Source organism: Leptolyngbya sp. CCNP1308 (assembly GCF_034932455.1).
In the GTDB taxonomy this organism is placed as follows: Bacteria; Cyanobacteriota; Cyanobacteriia; order Phormidesmidales; family Phormidesmidaceae; genus Nodosilinea.
This window is the reverse complement of the sequence record NZ_JAYGIH010000110.1, coordinates 41,474-56,734: the sequence shown is the minus strand read 5'-3', so window position 1 is coordinate 56,734 and position 15,261 is coordinate 41,474. Positions and strand designations below refer to the sequence as shown.

Below are 15,261 nucleotides of genomic sequence, written 5' to 3'. Positions count from 1 at the left end.
CATAGCGACCGGGAGCATCCCACTTTTGTGAAAACCGTATTGATGGGGAGAGTGGAAGGGTAGCCCCAGGAATGACTCACTATGACAACTGAAGACCAAAAGCACTTGGAAGCCCATACAGCAATAGTGACCGAGAGGGGCTCGATAGCCATAAGACGTCGAGTACACTGTGCGACGGCAGATGCTGAAGGAGGTCAGCCCTCGAGTGGCCTTTTTTGTCAATCAGCAGGCCTGCCCCGCTTGAGAGCTAAGTCAATGTAAGTACAATGCGAGCAGCCTACTCTACAAGAACTCTAATTTCAGCGCATATTAACTACTTCCGAAGCGCTTCGCTGTTTTCGGCGTTCTTGCAAAGACTTATCAATTAATTTTGCAACCAACCAAGAGACAGATCGTTCATCTGCCTGTGCCCACTCCTCCAGTTCTTGCTTTAACTCTGGAGAAACGTAAGCAACCACTCGCTCCAAATCTGTTTTGCCGCCCATTTTGAGTTTCACTTCTGGTTTCCTTGCTTCCAAGATACCAGTAATAGCCCAGCGCGTGTCATGCTATGCCGTGCTGTGCTAGCGTGGCATAGCATGAGTAATCAAGGCTTTAACTATGAACCGTCAGAATTTGCTCTCGATCGCCGGAGATTTTGTCCAACCCCAGGGCACTCCAGGCCTCGTCTTGCTCTCGAGTAGAGAATTAGGCAAGATGCGGCGGGTTGGACAGCTTGCTGCGAACCTCCTCAAGCATCTGGAATCAATGGTGCAACCTGGGGTGAGTACGCAAGCTTTAAACGATGAGGCAGCGCATTGGATGCAAGCCCATGGGGCAACCAGTGCCACCCTTGGCTACGCACCCCCTGGTCATTCCCCCTTTACCGGCTCAATTTGCACCAGCATTAATGAAGTGGTTTGTCACGGAATTCCGAATCCAAAGCAGATTCTCAAAGACGGAGATATCATCAACATCGATGTAACGCCACGCCTAGACGGTTATCATGGCGACACGTCTAAAACATTCCTGGTTGGCAATGTATCCGCAAAAGCCCGAAAACTTGTTGAAGCCACTCAAGCATCGATGATGCAAGGCATTGCTGAAATCAAGCCGGGGGCAAGAATTGGTGATATTGGCGCTGCAATTCAAGCCTATGCCGAGGCAAAGGGGTTCTCAATCGTTCGAGATATGGTTGGGCATGGCATAGGCAAACAAATGCATACAGAGCTGCAAATTCCTCACTATGGCAAACGAGGCAGCGGGTTGAAACTGCGTCCAGGAATGGTTTTTACGGTTGAACCGATGCTAAACGAAGGGACTCATGAGCTTAAATTCCTCGCGGATGGTTGGACTGCGATTACGAAAGACAAAAAACTCTCTGCTCAGTTTGAGCATACCGTTGCTGTGACTGTGGAAGGAGTAGAAATTCTGACTCTGCCTTGAATTTCAAGACACCACTCCTTATTTATTCTTTGCGAGAGAAGCACAATACTGCTCTAAAAATAAACCGCTGCTCAGGAATCCGGTCCTTATGGGGATAGCCGACTTTTAACATCATCGTCAAGGGACCAGGTCCCTTGGCCTATCTAGCCCTTTCCCTAAGCTTTTATCATTGGGGGTGGCGCGACAGCATCATGGACGATTGGCATGAACAGCCATTACAGCGGACTTTTGAGAGCAAACTTACCAGCTCTGGTTGAGTCTCGAAAGCCTTTGCCAATGGTCGGTTGAAGCCGTAAAAGAAGCCAACAGACACTTTCCAATAAAATCGCGCCTGATGAGCGGCTACCTGTATTTGAAAGTTTTCGAAGACTTTTGAAAATATCATAAGAATCTGATAAATCACAAGAAGAATCTGAAAGAACTTGAATATTTGAACTCATTACACTCAAGTTAGTTACACTTTCATCGATTCGAAAACTGCGTCAGGTTGCGTGGGTCTTCCCGATGATATTAGCAGGGCGTTAGCGAAGCTTACCGAAGGTATCGCATCTTTACTTTCCGGAGATAACCGCTGGGTAAATGCTCAGAGGATTGAAGTCTCTGGCGGCATGTTCCTTTAATTCACACTGACTAAAACACAAGGAAACTCAAAAAAAAGGAAACCTTACCATGTTGAATGTAGAAGACAAAGTAATCGTCATTACTGGAGCCAGTAGCGGTATCGGTGAAGCCACCGCGAAGCTGCTTGCCCAAAATGGCGCAAAAGTCGTTTTGGGAGCACGGCGGACAAATAAGCTAGAAAAGCTAGTCGAGGAGATTCATGCATCCGGTGGCACAGCAGAGTTCAAAGCGGTCGATGTCACCGATCGCGACGATGTAAAAGCATTTGTGGAGTTTGCCAAAGCCAAATTTGGTCGCGTCGATGTCATTTTTAACAATGCAGGCGTAATGCCCCTATCACCGATGAATGCCCTGAAAATCGAGGAATGGGACAACATGATCAATGTGAATATCCGGGGCGTATTGAATGGTATCGCAGCGGGGCTACCGATTATGGAAGCGCAAGGTGGCGGGCAGTTCATCAATACCGCATCGATTGGGGCTCATGTGGTAGTACCTAATGCGGCAGTTTACTGTGCAACCAAGTATGCGGTTTGGGCAATTTCTGAAGGGCTGCGACAGGAATCACAAAACATTCGTGTTACCACCATCTCTCCGGGTGTCGTTGAGACGGAGCTGGGCTCTGATATTACAGACGAGTCGGCGAAAGGTGCTTTGCAGGAATTTCGCAAAATTTCGCTCAGCCCAGAGGCGATCGCGAGAGCGGTGCTGTACGCCGTATCCCAACCCGATGATGTTGACATGAATGAAATCATAGTCCGCCCGACGGCCAGTGCGTTCTGAAGGGAGTCGGTCAAAGCATAGGAGCGTTATCACCAACACAAAAGACATTGTCGTAATGAAACCATTTCATTTTTTAGCTGTTATGGCGCTTATTCTCACGGTAGGCTGTAACGCTGTCGGACAAGCTTCTGTTCACAATGAAACATCGGCACCAAGTAAAAAGGCCGTTGTCGAGGCGAGTTTTCAGCAATGGCAAGATGGTACCGGCTCTCCTTTCGAGCTTTTATCAGAGGATATGCGCTGGACGATTAGTGGCTTTAATACATATGCCGGCACTTACACACGCGAGACTTTTGAAGAAGAGCTGATTGCGCCTTTTAATGAGCGCTTAGAGGAGCCTTTAAGGCCAACACAGTGGCAAGTTTATGAAGATGGTGACGTTGTTATCATTCATTTTGATGCTGAAACAGCCTTGATTAATGGAGAACAGCATAGGAACAGCTATGCCTGGTTTTTCACTTTCGAGGATGAAGAAGTGATTGAAGTTACCGCATTCTTGGACATGCCAGCTTTTGAAAAAGTTTTGGAAATAGAAGCTAGGTAACCAATGAATTAAATTGTGGAATTACACCTGAGGAGCTAGAAGAGGTACTCATCGTCCCAACGCAATAGACTCGCAGGGGCTTCCTGGGAAGCCAAGCGGGTGCCACAAGTTTTGGCTCATCGCTGGGCCTACCTAGGCTAGATTATTCATGACAGTTGATGTTAATGAAGTGATTGTCCACTCGGTCTGCCAGATGATGTAGACATCGGATGACATCACTCTGTCTCGTCACTGACTTATTCAAGTCTTCAGTCCACCATATCGACTCGCTTTAGTACGGTGCTCAGTTCAGCCATAAACATCAGCAAAACGCGAACTTTAGCCGAGAGATGACGGTTTTGCGGGTACAACCCGGCGATCACACCCACCCCATCTCTCCCAACCGCTCTGTTCGCCTGATCGAAATGACCGTAATCCTCATCTTGCCAAACGTGAGAGGTGAAAAGAGACGCTCCAATGACGCGGATAATCATGAGTTAAGAGGAAAATCTTGTGAATGTAGTTTTCGGTGCGACTGGACAGACGGGTTCTGCGGTTGCTGATGCTTTGCTTGAGAAAAATCGGTTGGTGCGTGTCGTTTTGCGATCGGACAAAACCGCCGCTGGTTGGCGGGCGAGAGGCGCAGACGTTACTTTTGCAGACCTAAGCGATTTAGCAGCGATGACCCATGCGATGCGGAACGCAGACGCTGTTTATGTGATGAATCCGCCTGCATACAACGTCGCCGATATGTTCGCGGTGGCGAAAGGAATCGGTGAACGTTACGTTACCGCCATCAAAAATTCTGGCGTGCAGAAAGTCGTATTGCTGTCTTCGATCGGCTCACAACACGCCTCGGGCACGGAAAACATTTTTACGACGCATATTTTAGAGACAATTTTTGGCGATTTGAAAATCCCTGTTGCTTTTTTGCGAGCATCAGCATTTTTGGGAAACTGGGGCAGCGTGGTGAAGGTTGCCGCTGAGCAAGGCATTTTGCCGAGCTTCTATACGCCGCTTGAGCGCAAGATTCCGATGGTGTGCGCTGCCGATATCGGACGTGCCGTTGCCCAAGCGATGACCGCAGACTGGACGGGCAAACGCATCATCGAACTGCACGGCGCAGCAGATTATTCGCCAAACGATGTCGCCGCCGCTTTTGCCGCCGTTCTCGGACGCGACGTACAGGCTGTCGCTGTCCCCGAAAGCGAGTGGCAGGCAACAATGTCCGGATTCGGCTTTTCGCCTGAAGCCGTCAACAGTTACAGCGAGATGATGCGCGGCTTTAATTCTGGTCACATTGTTTTTGAAGGGGGAAGCCATATTCAAACAGTCAGGGGGCAAACACTGCTTTCAGATGTCGTCAGCAAACTGATCGAAGCACAAGCTTGAGTCAACAATTTCACACCCAAAGGAGTCCATCTTGACGACAACACTTGCAGGCAAAGTTGCCCTGGTTACGGGCGGTTCACGCGGTTTAGGCGCGGCGATCGCTAGTTTTACCCGTGGCCTCGCCCGCGATTTGGGGACTCGCGGCATCACGGTCAACAATATTCAACCGGGTCCGATCGATACCGATATGAATCCCGCAGATGGGGACTCTGCTAAAGAAATCACTAACATGATTGCTCTTGGTCGCTATGGACAGGACAACGAGGTGGCTGGCATGGTTTCTTATCTCACCGGCCCTGAAGCCGCTTTTGTCACGGGTGCGAGCCTCAAAATTGATGGCGGCATAGCTGCTTGAACAAGACGTAAGCAGTTACAAATCAGCATTTCATCGAGAATGATCCCATGAAGCGTTCAGTATCACAATGCAAGAATGATTCTGAGTATAAGATTACACCTCAACCTGATTATCTCTGTGACTCTCAAGTGAATGATGCCCTGATTGCGATCGCGCAAGAAGTTGCTGAATTGCTGAAACAATCCTATCTAGTACAAGCTAATGAAAGCGATGACATAGAACTAGCAGATGGGAACAGTTCTGCTGAATGATCGACCCCTGGATGAGTTGGCAAAGTCTACCTAAGGAGAGAGGCATTGATCGCTGGCCTGTGGTTCTATGCTTCAGTCACTCTTTTGTGTCTCTGACTGATGAACGCTTTTACTGCGCCATAACCGGGCTGGAAAGTGTTGATTTCGTAGTTCCAAGCAATCAGTGAGAGCAAGCTCTATGGCTAGCCACCAGCTCAACTCGTTTGAACTCAGCCAACGGTTCAAGAAACCACTGATGATCTCCAGTCGTCAAATGAACTGGAGTGGCATTTTGGTGGAGCAGTGTCAAAGTCCTGCTTCAACCTATGAGGTAGAACTCCCAGCCCTTTCAGACCACTGGCTCAGCTTACACCTAGGGAATCCTACTCATATAATTCAAAAACGGGACGATCGACAGCATGAATCGATCCTTCAGGAAGGGGACAATCTCTTTATTCCAGCTGGACAGCCAAGCTACTGGTGTCAAGATAAAAGTGGTATCACCTGCTCTCCACTATTCATTTGCTTAAAACCAGAACTGATTCAACAGGTTGCTGAAGCCTCTGATATAGATTCAAGCCGGTTCGAGTTTATACATTGTTTTGGTCAGCAAGATCTTCAACTTCACCAGATTGGCATGCTGATATTGGCTGAGTTGCGATCGCATGGGATGATGGGGAAACTTTATGTCGAATCACTCACTCAAATTTTAGTGATTCATTTACTGCGGAACTATTCAAACCTAACGAAACCGATCGCATCCCAAAATAACAGCTTTACTCGTATCCAGTTGCAGCAGGCGATCGATTATATTCACACCTCCCTAGATCGAGATTTATCCCTGGCTGAACTGGCTGGTGTTGTTAACATTAGCCCAACTTACTTTGCGAGTTTGTTTAAGCAGGAAATGGGAATTTCGCCCCACAAGTATGTGATTCGACAGCGCGTGGAACAGGCGAAATTGATGCTGTTAAAAACGGATCTGGCGATCGCAGATATTGCTTTACAAGTCGGTTTCTCTAGCCAAAGCCATTTGACACAACAGTTTAAGCGATTTACTGGCATGACACCGAAGCAGGTACGCTAACAGGAAGAATCTGACAAATTAGGCTAAGAATCTGACAAATTAGGCTAAGAATCTGAAAGAAGTCAAGCACAAAAACTCAGTACATTTAAAACACTCGGAATAGATAGAACGGCAGAATTAATATCTCCATTAATTCTACCTACGAGTGCGCTTGATCGTCTTTGATTGGAGAAATAAGGTAATGACACAAGATAAACCCAGAATTGCTCTAGTGACAGGAGCGAGTCGAGGACTGGGGAAAAATACTGCTTTGGCAGTGGCAAAGAAAGGAGTGGGCGTAATTGTGACCTATCTCAACGGTGAGGCGGAAGCAAAATCCGTTGTTTCTGAAATTGAGGCAATGGGTAATAAAGCCGTGGCCTTGCAGCTCGATATCGGCAGCGTCGAAACCCTTGATGCGTTTGTGATACAAGTCAAGCAAGCCCTGCAAAACACTTGGGGCATCGAGCAATTCGATTTCCTCATCAATAACGCTGGAATTAGTGGCGGTTCACTGTTTGCAGAAACAACAGAGGAAGAATTTGATCGAATATTCAACGTTAACTTTAAAGGTGTATTCTTTCTCACTCAGAAGTTGCTGCCATTGCTCAAAGATGGTGGACGAATTGTGAATTTTTCATCGTTTCTGACCCGCACCATCAGCCCAGGACGAGCGATCTATGCCAGCACAAAGGGTGCGATCGAGGTTCTGACTCGCTCCTTAGCGAAGGAACTAGGACAGCGGCAAATCACAGTGAATGTAGTCGCTCCAGGAGCGATCGCCACCGAGGACAGCGTTGTGCGGGACAATCCAGAGATTAATAAGTACATCGCGTCCCAAACTGCTTTAGGTCGGGTGGGTGAACCCGATGATATTGGAGGGGCGATCGCGCTGTTGCTGTCGGAAGAGAATCGATGGATTACTGGGCAGAGAATCGAAGTCTCCGGGGGGCAGTCCCTATAGCTCAAATCAACTTCGATCGGTAGACAAATCATGTTAGCCAATTAACTGATGCTCTGAATCAGTTTCAGATTGAACTGCTTATAGAGCCTCAAAGCGCGAAGTTTACACAGGTCTACTTGTGCTCTACTGCGGCAAAACATAGATACGAAGATCAGGCAAGGGTTTGAGGAGATGAATCAGTCCTGCCATCAGTACGTGATTCAGCAGCGCGTAGAACAAACAAAATTAATGCTGTCGAAAACAGATTTAGCGATCTCCGACATCGCTCTACAAGTTGGCTTCTCCAGTCAAAATCATCTGACGCAACAGTTCAAGCGATTCACTGGAATGACGCCAAAACAGGTTCACTAACACCTTAAGAATCTTACAAGCCGCCATAAGAATCTGAAAGAAATCAAGCGTTGAACCTCAGTATACTTCAGATGAAACAACACAATTGACTTTCCTTTCAAACGATTGCACGAATAATCGATTGAGTCCTTTGACCTAGCTTTACTGCGACTGAAGTGAACGATCGCACATTAAGACCTTTCAACACAGAGGAATGAATATGAAGACTTGGATTTCGATGCTGCTAATTTTAGCAAGCGTGAGCTTGTTCGGGTGCGATGATCAACGAGCGAAAGAACAACTGGATAGCACAATGAACAGTTGGATTGGTCGGGATATCAATGAGTTTGTTCGCAGATATGGTACACCCACGACAACACTTACGTTACCCAACGGGAACACAATCTATTCCTACAGAACGGATCGAGAACGGGAGTTTAATCAGCCAACCTCTGTGAATGAGTTTCAGAACGATCAGGGCGAGACAACTACGATAATTAGCGGAGGCAACACGATTGTCGATCGTGATTTCTGTGAGATCAATGTCGAGTTTGATCGCTCTAGTGAAATTCAGTCCTGGCGCTATGAGGGTAGTTCTCCAAGACATTGCAACATTAAGAGCCTGCCGAAAACGCTTCAGAAGCAATTACAAAAAGACGGCATTCTTCCGTAGGTCAAGAACAAAGTTATTGCGATTACTGGAGCCAGCAGCGGTATTGGTGAAGCAACTGTTAGATTGCTGGCTCATCAGGGTTTACGGGTTTTGTTAGGGGCGCGACTCCCAGACAGATTCGTTAGCCCCAGAAGAATCTGATAACTAACCGTAAGAATCTGAAAGAAGTTGAGCATTGGAACGCACTACACCCAAGTGAGCCAAGACAAAGACAATCTGTCCAGAAAGCAGTCCCGAATGTAGTGGCATTCGGCAGGAGCACCTTCACCCCTGCCGACTATAACGGGGGCTTTCAAATGTCATTCCCTTATCGGTAGTTCCAAAGCCTGAATGGCTATTTGCCTAAATGAGATGTGCTAGTTGGCAAAGCATCCGCTTGTCACTCAGTGTCATTTAGCGCTACTGTGTCACTTAGTGACAGACTTTGAAAGAAGACTGTCGTGGGGAGTGACGGTACCAACGGTATGACGAAGAACAGGCGCAAATCAGGGAGGATGAGTGAGCAGCGGCAGCAGCGGATACGTCTGGAGATTTCGCGGGAGGCGGCGCGGTTGTTCTGGGAGCAGGGCGTCGCTGCCACGACTGGCGAGCAGATCGCAGAAGCGGTAGGTCTCTCGGTGCGTACCCTCTGGCGGTACTTCCGCAACAAGGAGAGCTGTGTAGAGCCGGTCTTGGCGCAGGATGGCGAGGAGTTTGTGGCGCTATTGCGCTGCTGGCCTCGGGATGTCTCCCTTGAAGATCACCTCATGGAGTGGGCGAAGAATCGGACTAAAGATCCCGATCAGCAGTCCTTTGATCAGGCTGTGATCAAGATGACTGTGCTGGCCGAAAAAGAGCCGGATCTGCGCACGGCCTGGCTGATGACCAACGACCGAATAGAGCACGCTCTGGTCGAAATCTTCGCAGATCGCCTGCGGCGATCGCCTGACGATATTGAGGTGCGGCTGCACGCCGCAGCAGCCACCGCAGTCGTGCGCGTTATCAGTGAAGACATCAGTGCGGCTCTGATAGCAGGAGTCGATCCCACCTCGCTTGGCAACACGCTTGCGCAGATGGCCCGCGCCGTGCATACAGCTACAGGTGGGGCGGTCGGCGATCCTGTCGATCCTTAAATCAAATAACAACTGAAATCAGCAACAAGAGTAAAGGAGTTGATCCTCATGTCTCAAGTTCCTTCCAGCCATCCGCAAAGGCTGTTCAAAGTATTTTGCTTAGAGAATTGTGGAAAACATTTGAGGACATAAAGATGAATAAGGCGACCTTCTTACAGCGGGCTGCTGCATGGTTGATTGATCAAGCCATTCTCTCAATCATCTATTCACTAGCAGCGGTTGCCATTGGAGTGATCATCAGAGCTTACGCTGATAGCGGAATACCTGTACCAAATTTAATTGTGGCTCCGAGTGTGATTGTATTTTCCCTTGCTCCTACAGTTGGGCATTTTTTGTACTTTGGTTACCTTTGGAGTCAGCGAGAGCGATCAATTGGCATGGGAATGATGAACATCAGGGTAGTTAAATCCGATGGACATTCATTGTCTTTTGTGATGGCTGGTCTACGCGGCTCGTTGGGGTATTTCCTAAGTGGGCTAATCTTTGGGTTAGGCTATCTCTGGTTTTTTGTGGATAAAGAACAGGAGACATGGCACGACAAAATTTTTAATACTGCAGTGCTGAAACAATAGATCAAAAAAATTTTAAGGGCGAGAATCGACAAGAAGACTAGCGCTCCATTGAGGCAATGGTCTAAATAGTTTTCTGAGCAAATGTTTAAACCCTTAATTTCTCGACAGATTAACGTCTGATCACTTGCCGAACGTTCAAGCGTGAGGACTCAACCCGGTTACCAGAGCCACCGAAAAATCATCAGTAATCTTCTCAGTTTGTAAAACCAAAAGCAAACGTACCGAAGGAGTGATCCTCATGTCTAAATTTTCTTCTAACTATTCGCGGGAGTCAGGAAAGATCCCCACTACGCCCTCGGGGCGGCCCGCGAGACCGGCACCAGTCCCGACCGGTGTGGAATACCATCGCGTACTCGCTGGCGAGAAACACCGCATCGGGCGCGGCATCTTCGCTATCGTGCTCCTGCTGGCTGGGGCCGTCGTCTTCATCAACGTCATCGCCAGGGGCGCTGCGGTCATCGACCTGCAAATGGGCAACACCACTCCGATCCTCGGTGGCAGCGACTACACGCCGCTCTACCACGCCAGCACCATGTTCTCGCTCGCCCTGCTCATTCCGTGGAGCATGGTCATCCAGCGATGGCTCTATGGTGTGCCCGGTCCCTCGCTGCACTCGGTAGTGTCGCGGTTTCGGTTCGACGTTTTTGGCTGGGCGCTCCTGCTCTTCAGCCCCGTCTGGATCGTCGTCAACATGCTCGGCGCGTTACTCACACCCGATGCGCAGGGTTCCTGGTCGCATACCGATCTGATCGGTGTCTTCATCGGAACGCTCCTGCTGACGCCGCTGCAGGCGGCGGGCGAGGAGTATGGCTTGCGCGGACTGGTCTTCCGGGTCGCCGGGAGCTGGGCCCGTGGGTCGCAGGCGGGGCTGGTTATCGGTGTTCTGGTCTCGAGCGTGGTGTTCACGGCCATCCATGCTTCAACCGACCCGTACATCAACGTGTGGTACTTCGTTTTAGCAGCCGGGTTGGCGCTGATCACATGGCGCAGTGGTGGCATCGAGATCGCGGTCGTGCTCCACGCCGTGCTCAACACGGTCAGTCTCATCGGGGCCACCCTCTTGCGTGTCGACCTTGGCACCGTGATCCAGGACCGATCGGCAGGTGTGGGTTCGCCCTACCAGCTCGTGCCCACGCTTACGGTTGTCGTGATCACCGCAGTGGTGTGGTGGCGCACGCGACGAACCGGCCCCGCTCTGACCCCCGCGCGCACCCCGTTCCGCCCTGACGTGCGGCTCTGACTCGATCGATCCCGTAGTCTATCGGCACTTACAATCCCTGGAGTCTTACATAAGAGCAATCGGTGAGAGCAAACTTCATGACTAGCAATCGGCTTAACTCGCTCGAACTCAGCCAACAGTTTAATAAAACGCTGATGTTCTCCAGTCAGCAAATGAACTGGAATGGCGTTTTCGTTGAGCAGTGCCAAAGCCCTGTTTCAGCATTTGAGGTGGAACTCTCAGCCCTCTCAGACCATTGGCTGAACTTACACATCGGAAATCCTGCCCCTTTAATTCAGAAACGGGACGATCGCCTGCATGAATCAATCCTTCATGAAGGGGACAATCTTTTTGTCCCGGCTGGACAACCGAGCTATTGGTGTCGAGATGAGAGTGGTGTTATCTGTACTCCGCTGCACATTTGCCTCAAGCCAGAATTGGTTCAACACGTTGCTGAAGCGTCTGACATTGATGCCACACGGTTCGAGCTTGTGCATGGTTTCGGTCAGCAGGATGTGCAACTGCATCAGATTGGTATGCTGATGCTCGCTGAGTTGCAATCGGGCGGGATGATGGGGCAACTCTATGTCGAATCACTCACTCAAGCCCTAGTGATTCATCTACTCCGACACTATTCGACCCTAACGCAATCGATCGCATCACCCAACAGCAGCTTTACTCGTACCCAGTTACAGCAGGCGATCGATTACATCCACGCCCACCTGAATCGAGATTTATCATTGGCAGAACTGGCAAGTGTAGTGAACATTAGCCCGACATACTTTGCCAGTTTGTTTAAACAAACCATGGGAATTTCGCCCCATCAATACGTGATTCAACAGCGGGTAGAACGAGCGAAAATGATGTTAATGAAAACGGATTTAGCGATTGCAGACATTGCTCTACAAGTCGGTTTCTCTAGCCAAAGCCATTTAACGCAACAGTTTAAGCGTCTCACTGGCATGACACCGAAACAGATTCGCTAGCTCCATAGGAATCTAATAAATCACCGTAAGAATCTGAAAGAACTTGAGTCTTAAAACTCACATACTCAAGTTAGGTAAGACAAAGACAATCTGTACATCAAGTATATAAATACAGCCCAGAAATTCCGTTGATAGGGGTCGTCGACACTCGGATTGTGGTTCGACTAGGGGCAACGCATGTCCAACGATGCCGGATTTGGTGACACCAGATCTATCGAAGTCATCGTTAAATCCTGAAACTATCGACAACTGTGATTAGCAACCCGATCCAAGCACTACAGAATTTACCCATAAAGGGAACGGAGATGAAGATGCAAAATACCGAAAGAAAAAAGGGAATCACGGCAGAAGCGAAAAAAGTTACCTACGTGGAGGCTGCCGGGTGGGGTAAGTATCGGTGGTGGCGGTATGTTCTGGGATTAGTCGTCATCTTTTTTGTAGGGCTGGTGGTCGGCGGCATCGCCACCCCCCGCATCGCGTTCTTGCTCGGTGGTCAGGAGGCGCTTGTGGCGGTCAATCGGCTGGATTACGCTGCGCTCGGCCTCGTGGGGGGTTTCGTTGCGTTCAGGGCAGTTTTTGCGTTCTTCCTCGCGGGAATCCTGATCGCCGTCACCCTCATTCACCAGCGTCATCCCCGGACGCTGATCACAGCGCGGGAAAAGATTAGCTGGCGGCGTATCGGTCATGGGTTTGTGGCGTGGTTCGTGCCAGTCTGGCTGATCGCTGGGCTGGGACAGTACTTCTTCTATCCCGACACCTTCTCTTTTACCTTTGACCTCACAACGTTCGCGCTCTTCGTGCCGATCGCACTGATTGTCGTTGCGATCCAGACCACCACAGAAGAGCTTTTCTTTCGCGGATACGTTGTGCAGGGCGCGAGTATTGTTTGGTCTAACCGCGTCTTTCTGGCGCTGGTGCCAGCCGTGATCTTCGCCCTGGCGCACCTGCTCAACCCGGAGGCGAGCGCTGGCGGCTGGCTCACGGTCTTCTTCAACTACTTCCTCGTTCCGGGTCTAGTGTGGACTGTGGTTTCGTTGATTGACGGAACCACTGAACTCGCCATCGGCGTACACTTCGCGAACAACATCGGCGGCAATCTCTTGATGGGCGTAGCCGGAAGCGCCGTGACCGGAAGCGCCGTGACCGCGCCGACTCTATTCACAGTCAGCGAGTTCCACGCGACCTACACGGCTCTATCAATGCTGGTTGTCGTACCCGTGTTTCTGGCGATCGCCTACAAGGTGTTCAAACGCGACGAGGCATCCGAACCCGTTTTCCAGAGCGATCGAAAGGGTCGTCGATGATCTCGTCAGGCCTTAAAACCATCAGCAAATGTGCCAAAAGACTTCATTACCATGTCTCAATTCTCTTCTAACAGCTCACGCGATCGCACCCTACCCCCACATGACTCAGAGCCAACGGCTGCCGCGAGGAAAACTCTGCTCACTCGCAAAACCTACGTCTGCAGCTTGCTAATGACTGGGGCAATGGGGCTGGCCCTCAGTGCCTGCGGCCAACCGATATCTGGGCAGCCGCCACAGCCGGGGGAGATTCCCGCAGGGCTGGAACGCTTTTACAACCAAGAGCTAACGTTCGGCCCCTGCGCGGACTACGCCACCACGGATGCCGACGCTAAAACCTTCGCCAACGACACCTACGAATGCGCCCGCTTGGAGGTTCCGCTCGACTACGAGAACCCCTATGGACGAACCGCGCAGATCGCCCTGCTACGCGTCCCGGCGCGGGGTGAGCCGGGCAGCCGCATCGGCTCGATTCTGACCAACCCCGGCGGCCCCGGCTTGCCTGGGATGGCTCACGCGATCACAGTGGCCGATGCCGCAGCCGACAGCCCAGTCACCGAGCGGTTTGACCTGATCGGCTTTGACCCACGTGGGGTTGGGGCCTCGACCCCAACGTTAGACTGCTTCACTGATGCCGAACTCGAGCCTGGCGTAACGAATACCGGGCTCTGGGGCCAAAACTACACCAAGGAACAGACCCGCCAGTTATACGAGCAGTGTGCCGAGCGGTCCGGCGGGGCGGACGTGCTGGCGCATGTGGGTACTCGTGACGTTGTGCGCGATGTGGACGTGCTCCGTGCGGTGCTCGGCGACGAGAAACTGACCTTCGTCGGTCACAGCTACGGTACCCGGCTCGGGGCCATCTACGCCGAGACCTTCCCGCAAAACGTGCGGGCCTTGGTGCTCGACGGACCAGTAGACCCCACCACCGGCACCGCAGAGCGTCGCCTCGTCCAGTTCGAAAGCTTCCAGGAGTCCTTCGAGAATTTCGCGGCTTTCTGTGCACAGAGCCCGGACTGTCCGCTAGGAACCGACCCCGCCCAGGCCACCCTAGTCTTCCAGCAACTCGTGCAACCCCTGTTTGACAAACCGATCATCACCGCCGACGGACGCAAGCTGAGCGACCTCGAAGCCGTGACCGGTGTGATGTTCGCGCTTAACATCGAGGAAATCTGGCCGACGCTCATCCAGGCCATCGCCGAGTTGGAAGCTGGCAAGGGTGACACCCTGATGGCTTTGCGCGACGTTTCTTCCGGTCGTAACCCCGATGGCAGCTACAGCAACTTTGGTGCTGCCCTGACCGCCATTGACTGCCTCGATGAGGAACGCTACACGCCCGAGCAGCAGACCGCGATGATGCGCAGCATCTACGATGCGGCACCGTTTATGGACACGGGCAGGCCCGTCACGGCCCGCAACTTGTGCGAGCACTGGCCGGTGCAGCCCACCCTCGGCTACCCCTACGCCCAGAAAATCGACGGACTCCCGCAGACCCTGATCGTTGCGGCCACCCGTGATTCGGCCACCCCGTACTCAGGCGGCATCAGCCTTGCCGAGACGCTCGGTGCCAGCCTGCTCACGGTTGAGGGCAAGCAGCATGGCGTGGTCTTCGCCGCCGGGAACGCCTGCATCGACGACATCGTTGCCGACTACCTCATCGACCTCGAACTGCCCGAGGAAGGGGCGACCTGCACCCTATAACCACACGA

Annotated in this window: 18 protein-coding genes; 17 read left to right on the top strand and 1 reads right to left on the bottom strand. The window is 51.1% G+C overall.

All coding sequences use genetic code 11. The features are described from left to right. Positions 1-299: 299 nt before the first annotated feature. Complete coding sequence (locus tag VB780_RS28700; protein ID WP_323354614.1) at positions 300-497, bottom strand: ribbon-helix-helix domain-containing protein; 198 nt, start codon at positions 495-497, stop codon at positions 300-302. Between the two features lie 103 nt (positions 498-600). Between VB780_RS28700 and map the strand changes: the two genes are divergently transcribed. The 17 genes from map (at position 601) to VB780_RS28620 (ending at position 15,253) form a co-directional block, all read left to right on the top strand. Further along, positions 601-1,425: a type I methionyl aminopeptidase gene (gene map / locus VB780_RS28695; protein WP_323354613.1), complete on the top strand. Its 825-nt coding sequence runs from the start codon at positions 601-603 to the stop codon at positions 1,423-1,425. A gap of 669 nt (positions 1,426-2,094) precedes the next feature. Then, positions 2,095-2,829: an SDR family oxidoreductase gene (locus VB780_RS28690; protein WP_323354612.1), complete on the top strand. Its 735-nt coding sequence runs from the start codon at positions 2,095-2,097 to the stop codon at positions 2,827-2,829. 55 nt (positions 2,830-2,884) lie between these two features. Beyond that, the gene (locus VB780_RS28685) at positions 2,885-3,373 is read left to right on the top strand and encodes a ketosteroid isomerase (RefSeq protein WP_323354611.1); all 489 of its coding nucleotides are present in this window, start codon (positions 2,885-2,887) and stop codon (positions 3,371-3,373) included. A 492-nt stretch (positions 3,374-3,865) separates the two neighbouring features. Then, positions 3,866-4,744, top strand: a complete 879-nt coding sequence (locus VB780_RS28680; protein ID WP_323354610.1) for an NmrA family NAD(P)-binding protein — start codon at positions 3,866-3,868, stop codon at positions 4,742-4,744. Positions 4,745-4,775: 31 nt separating this feature from the next. Beyond that, the gene (locus tag VB780_RS28675) at positions 4,776-5,099 is read left to right on the top strand and encodes an SDR family oxidoreductase (protein WP_323354609.1); all 324 of its coding nucleotides are present in this window, start codon (positions 4,776-4,778) and stop codon (positions 5,097-5,099) included. A gap of 47 nt (positions 5,100-5,146) precedes the next feature. Then, positions 5,147-5,350, top strand: a complete 204-nt coding sequence (locus VB780_RS28670) for a hypothetical protein (RefSeq protein WP_323354608.1) — start codon at positions 5,147-5,149, stop codon at positions 5,348-5,350. 178 nt (positions 5,351-5,528) lie between these two features. Next, on the top strand, positions 5,529-6,416 hold the full coding sequence (locus VB780_RS28665; RefSeq protein ID WP_323354607.1) for an AraC family transcriptional regulator: 888 nt from the start codon (positions 5,529-5,531) through the stop codon (positions 6,414-6,416). Positions 6,417-6,597: 181 nt separating this feature from the next. After that, positions 6,598-7,359, top strand: a complete 762-nt coding sequence (locus VB780_RS28660) for an SDR family NAD(P)-dependent oxidoreductase (protein WP_323354606.1) — start codon at positions 6,598-6,600, stop codon at positions 7,357-7,359. Between the two features lie 126 nt (positions 7,360-7,485). Then, the gene (locus tag VB780_RS31535; protein WP_416349274.1) at positions 7,486-7,710 is read left to right on the top strand and encodes a helix-turn-helix transcriptional regulator; all 225 of its coding nucleotides are present in this window, start codon (positions 7,486-7,488) and stop codon (positions 7,708-7,710) included. 199 nt (positions 7,711-7,909) lie between these two features. Next, entirely contained in the window at positions 7,910-8,362 is a 453-nt protein-coding gene (locus VB780_RS28655) for a hypothetical protein (RefSeq protein ID WP_323354605.1), read from the top strand. 15 nt (positions 8,363-8,377) lie between these two features. Next, the gene (locus VB780_RS28650) at positions 8,378-8,503 is read left to right on the top strand and encodes an SDR family NAD(P)-dependent oxidoreductase (RefSeq protein WP_416349273.1); all 126 of its coding nucleotides are present in this window, start codon (positions 8,378-8,380) and stop codon (positions 8,501-8,503) included. Between the two features lie 353 nt (positions 8,504-8,856). Next, positions 8,857-9,474, top strand: a complete 618-nt coding sequence (locus VB780_RS28645) for a helix-turn-helix domain-containing protein (protein WP_323354604.1) — start codon at positions 8,857-8,859, stop codon at positions 9,472-9,474. 134 nt (positions 9,475-9,608) lie between these two features. Next, positions 9,609-10,046 carry an RDD family protein gene (locus tag VB780_RS28640; RefSeq protein WP_323354603.1) on the top strand — a complete coding sequence of 146 codons (438 nt, stop codon included), beginning with the start codon at positions 9,609-9,611 and terminating at the stop codon, positions 10,044-10,046. 334 nt (positions 10,047-10,380) lie between these two features. Next, positions 10,381-11,286, top strand: a complete 906-nt coding sequence (locus tag VB780_RS28635) for a CPBP family intramembrane glutamic endopeptidase (RefSeq protein WP_323354602.1) — start codon at positions 10,381-10,383, stop codon at positions 11,284-11,286. A gap of 77 nt (positions 11,287-11,363) precedes the next feature. Then, the gene (locus VB780_RS28630) at positions 11,364-12,251 is read left to right on the top strand and encodes an AraC family transcriptional regulator (protein WP_323354601.1); all 888 of its coding nucleotides are present in this window, start codon (positions 11,364-11,366) and stop codon (positions 12,249-12,251) included. Positions 12,252-12,556: 305 nt separating this feature from the next. Further along, a complete protein-coding gene (locus VB780_RS28625; protein WP_323354600.1) occupies positions 12,557-13,555 on the top strand; it encodes a CPBP family intramembrane glutamic endopeptidase in 999 nt (332 codons plus the stop codon). 183 nt (positions 13,556-13,738) lie between these two features. Further along, positions 13,739-15,253, top strand: coding sequence for an alpha/beta hydrolase (locus VB780_RS28620; RefSeq protein ID WP_323354599.1), 1,515 nt, complete (start codon positions 13,739-13,741; stop codon positions 15,251-15,253). The last annotated feature ends 8 nt before the right edge of the window (positions 15,254-15,261 follow it).

Excerpts from the sequence above, each read along its gene's own strand:
- VB780_RS28670 (WP_323354608.1), top strand. The coding sequence starts at position 5,147 with ATGAAGCGTTCAGTATCACAATGCAAGAATGATTCTGAGTATAAGATT.
- VB780_RS28685 (WP_323354611.1), top strand. The coding sequence starts at position 2,885 with ATGAAACCATTTCATTTTTTAGCTGTTATGGCGCTTATTCTCACGGTA.
- VB780_RS28655 (WP_323354605.1), top strand. The coding sequence starts at position 7,910 with ATGAAGACTTGGATTTCGATGCTGCTAATTTTAGCAAGCGTGAGCTTG.
- VB780_RS28625 (WP_323354600.1), top strand. The coding sequence starts at position 12,557 with ATGAAGATGCAAAATACCGAAAGAAAAAAGGGAATCACGGCAGAAGCG.
- VB780_RS28665 (WP_323354607.1), top strand. The coding sequence starts at position 5,529 with ATGGCTAGCCACCAGCTCAACTCGTTTGAACTCAGCCAACGGTTCAAG.
- VB780_RS28630 (WP_323354601.1), top strand. The coding sequence starts at position 11,364 with ATGACTAGCAATCGGCTTAACTCGCTCGAACTCAGCCAACAGTTTAAT.
- VB780_RS28690 (WP_323354612.1), top strand. The coding sequence starts at position 2,095 with ATGTTGAATGTAGAAGACAAAGTAATCGTCATTACTGGAGCCAGTAGC.
- VB780_RS28660 (WP_323354606.1), top strand. The coding sequence starts at position 6,598 with ATGACACAAGATAAACCCAGAATTGCTCTAGTGACAGGAGCGAGTCGA.
- VB780_RS28640 (WP_323354603.1), top strand. The coding sequence starts at position 9,609 with ATGAATAAGGCGACCTTCTTACAGCGGGCTGCTGCATGGTTGATTGAT.
- VB780_RS28645 (WP_323354604.1), top strand. The coding sequence starts at position 8,857 with ATGAGTGAGCAGCGGCAGCAGCGGATACGTCTGGAGATTTCGCGGGAG.
- map (WP_323354613.1), top strand. The coding sequence starts at position 601 with ATGAACCGTCAGAATTTGCTCTCGATCGCCGGAGATTTTGTCCAACCC.
- VB780_RS28620 (WP_323354599.1), top strand. The coding sequence starts at position 13,739 with ATGGGGCTGGCCCTCAGTGCCTGCGGCCAACCGATATCTGGGCAGCCG.